Origin of the sequence: Streptomyces sp. rh34 (assembly GCF_002551245.1) — a bacterium.
Taxonomy (GTDB): Bacteria; Actinomycetota; Actinomycetes; order Streptomycetales; family Streptomycetaceae; genus Streptomyces.
The window spans coordinates 1-2,586 of sequence record NZ_NTGZ01000466.1; the positions used below are offsets into that span (position 1 = coordinate 1).

At 72.9% G+C, this 2,586-nt stretch carries 2 protein-coding genes; both read right to left on the reverse strand.

Features of this window, described 5'->3' with window-relative positions:
* The coding region (locus tag CR470_RS37260; RefSeq protein WP_097872144.1) for a hypothetical protein at positions 1–1,216 on the reverse strand (1,216 nt) is incomplete at its 3' end.
* Between the two features lie 14 nt (positions 1,217–1,230).
* Positions 1,231–2,355 carry a hypothetical protein gene (locus tag CR470_RS37265; protein WP_097872147.1) on the reverse strand — a complete coding sequence of 375 codons (1,125 nt, stop codon included), beginning with the start codon at positions 2,353–2,355 and terminating at the stop codon, positions 1,231–1,233.
* Between the last annotated feature and the right edge of the window lie 231 nt (positions 2,356–2,586).

The window sequence follows — 2,586 nt, forward strand, 5'->3', positions numbered from 1 at the left end:
CCGCGGCTCCGCCGGAGGCCGCCGCGCCGCCGCTGCCGGACGCGCCGCCCGGCTGGGCCGAGGTGTCCAGCTCCAGGGAGACGGCCACGCCGGCGGGAGGGGTACAGGTGGTCGTCGTACCGGCGGCCATGACCGTCAGGACGCCGGGGCTGAGCGTGGACCTACCGCTCGCGCCGGGCTTGTACGTGCCGGTGAGGTCGGGGATCTCGATCGGGGCGCCGGTCTTGATGACCTCCTTGTTCAGCGGCCCCTCGACCTTGACCGTGCCCTTGTCCGCCCCGCCGAGCTTGACGTCCATGGACGGCTTCACCTGGCCCGCCGGGATGTCGATCGGGCTGTCCATCACGGACTTGCTGAACTCCACCGTCAGGTCGTAGTCGCCGCCGCTCTTCTTGGCGCTGATCCGGACCGGTGAGGTGGCGTTCTTGTCCCCGATCGGGGTCTTGCACGCGTAGGCGACGGACACCTCCTTGCCGGGGAAGTCGGTCTCCCCGCCGCCGGAGCCGCCGCCGGACGTGGTTCCGCCGGACGTGGTGCCGCCGGTGTCCGTACCGCCGTCCGCCCCTCCCGACGTCGTACCGCCGGAATCCGTGCCACCGGACGTGGTTCCTCCGGCGTCCGTACCGCCGCTGTCCGTACCGCCGGTTGTCGTACCGCCGGTTGTCGTGCCGCCCGTGGTGGAACCGCCGCCCTCGGTGACCTTGATCGTGGAGCCCGGCCGGACCTCTTCCTTCGGTGCGCACTTGGTGTCCGTGGAGATCGGCTTGGACACGTTGATGTTGTACGCGCCCGGCGTCAGGGTGATCTCCCCCGCGGCCTCCAGTTTCAGCGTGCCCTTCATGTCGGGCAGCACCATGGGGCTGTTCTTGGGGATGGGCGGGTTCTGCCGCGGGCCCTCCAGCTTCAGTTCGCCGCTCGCCGCACCGCCCAGGGTGACGGTCCCGGTCGGCTTGACCGTGTCCGCTCCCAGGTCCAGCACGTCCGGGTTCTTGGACGCGGCCTCGACCGTCTTCCAGACGACCTCGATCTCGTCGCCCACCTTCGCCTCTGCCGGGGCGGTCAGCTCCACCTTCGTGGTGCCCTGCACGGCGGGCAGTCCCGAGATCGGCGGCGGAACGCACTCCGTCGCGTAGCTGACCTCGGCGGCCCGGGCCGGGCTCGCGGCCATCAGGATGCCCGCGCCGCCGAGCATCAGCGCGACTCCGGCCGCGCTCATCCTCCGTTGCGTGCTCACGCTTGTCCCTTCGTCGTGGGTCGGGGTCGGTTCTTCGACGGTGCGGAATCCGGGGTGAACCACGGCAGCACGGCCGTGGTCGCGTTCGTGGCCGCGGCCGTGGTCGCACTCGTGGCCGTGGCCGCGTCCTGGCCGGCACTCGTGCCCGTGCGCCCGCGCGGCTTCGGCTTCCATCGCGTGGCCGGCGTCCTCGTTCGGTGCGAGCCGGCGGGGCGCGGCCGGACCTTGTCCACGACCGCCATGCCGATACGGAAGACGGCCGCCGGGACGACCAGGCAGAGCAGGACCCAGAAGAGCGTGACTCCCCAGGGGCGGCCGACCCCCCACGGCTGTTCGGCCAGCACCTTCTGCCCGTACCGCAGGGAGACCTGGTAGTCGCCGTGCGCGCCCGCCGACAGTTCGACCGGCAGCTTGATCTGCGCCTTGGCGCCGGGCGCGACCGTGCCGCGCCACTGTCGCTCCTCCCACTGCGGCGCGTAGACGCCGTGCGCGGTGCCGATCTCGAAGACGGGGTCCTTGACGGGCGCGGACCCGAGATTGCCCACGGTGAAGACGAGCCGGCGCGCGGGCGGGGCACCGAACCAGGTGAGCAGGGAGCTGTCGCCCTCCAGACGGGTGGTGGCCAGCACCGCGAGCTTCCCGTCACCGGTCTGCCGCGGCAGGTCCGCCGTGGGGTGGCCCGCCACCGTGAACACCACGTCGGCCAAGGTCCGTTCGCCGGTCACCGTGGCGACGTGCACCACGCAGGGGCACGGCTTCGGCGGTTCGGTGACCGGCAGCTTCTTGCTGAAAGCGCCCTTCTTGTCGGTCGTGACGGCGCGTCCGTCGGCGTTGGCGCAGGAGTTGGTGCCGCCGACCACGCCCCGCTCCGGCGTGGACTGACCGCAGAGCAGCAGCATCAGCAACGCGTCGGCACGCCAGCCGCCGCCGCTGACGGTGATCTCTCCCCCCTTGCCCGCCTCCTTCTTGGACAGGCTGACGGTGGGGTCGCCGTCGGCCGCCCGCGCGCCCGGCGCGGTCAGGACGGACAGGGCGGGCAGGAGCGCCAGGAGGGCGGCCAGGAACAGGAGGACGGGTGGCGCGATGCGCCGGAGGGCTCGGGGGCCGGGCTGCCGCGTCACGATTCCGCTCCCGTCCTCACCAGGGGCCCTGCCTTCACCGAGGATCCCGCCGTCACCAGGGGCCTCGTCTCTGTGGTCGGCTGCCTGTCGTCGGCCTCCTCCGCCTCGGGGGCCGGTGGGTCGGGTGAGGCAGGTGAGGGGTGTGAGCCCGGTGGGGTGCCCGACGAGCCCTGGGGCCCGCGCCGGGCCCGTCGCCGCCGGTACGCGCCGGAGCCGAGCAGGGCCAGGCCT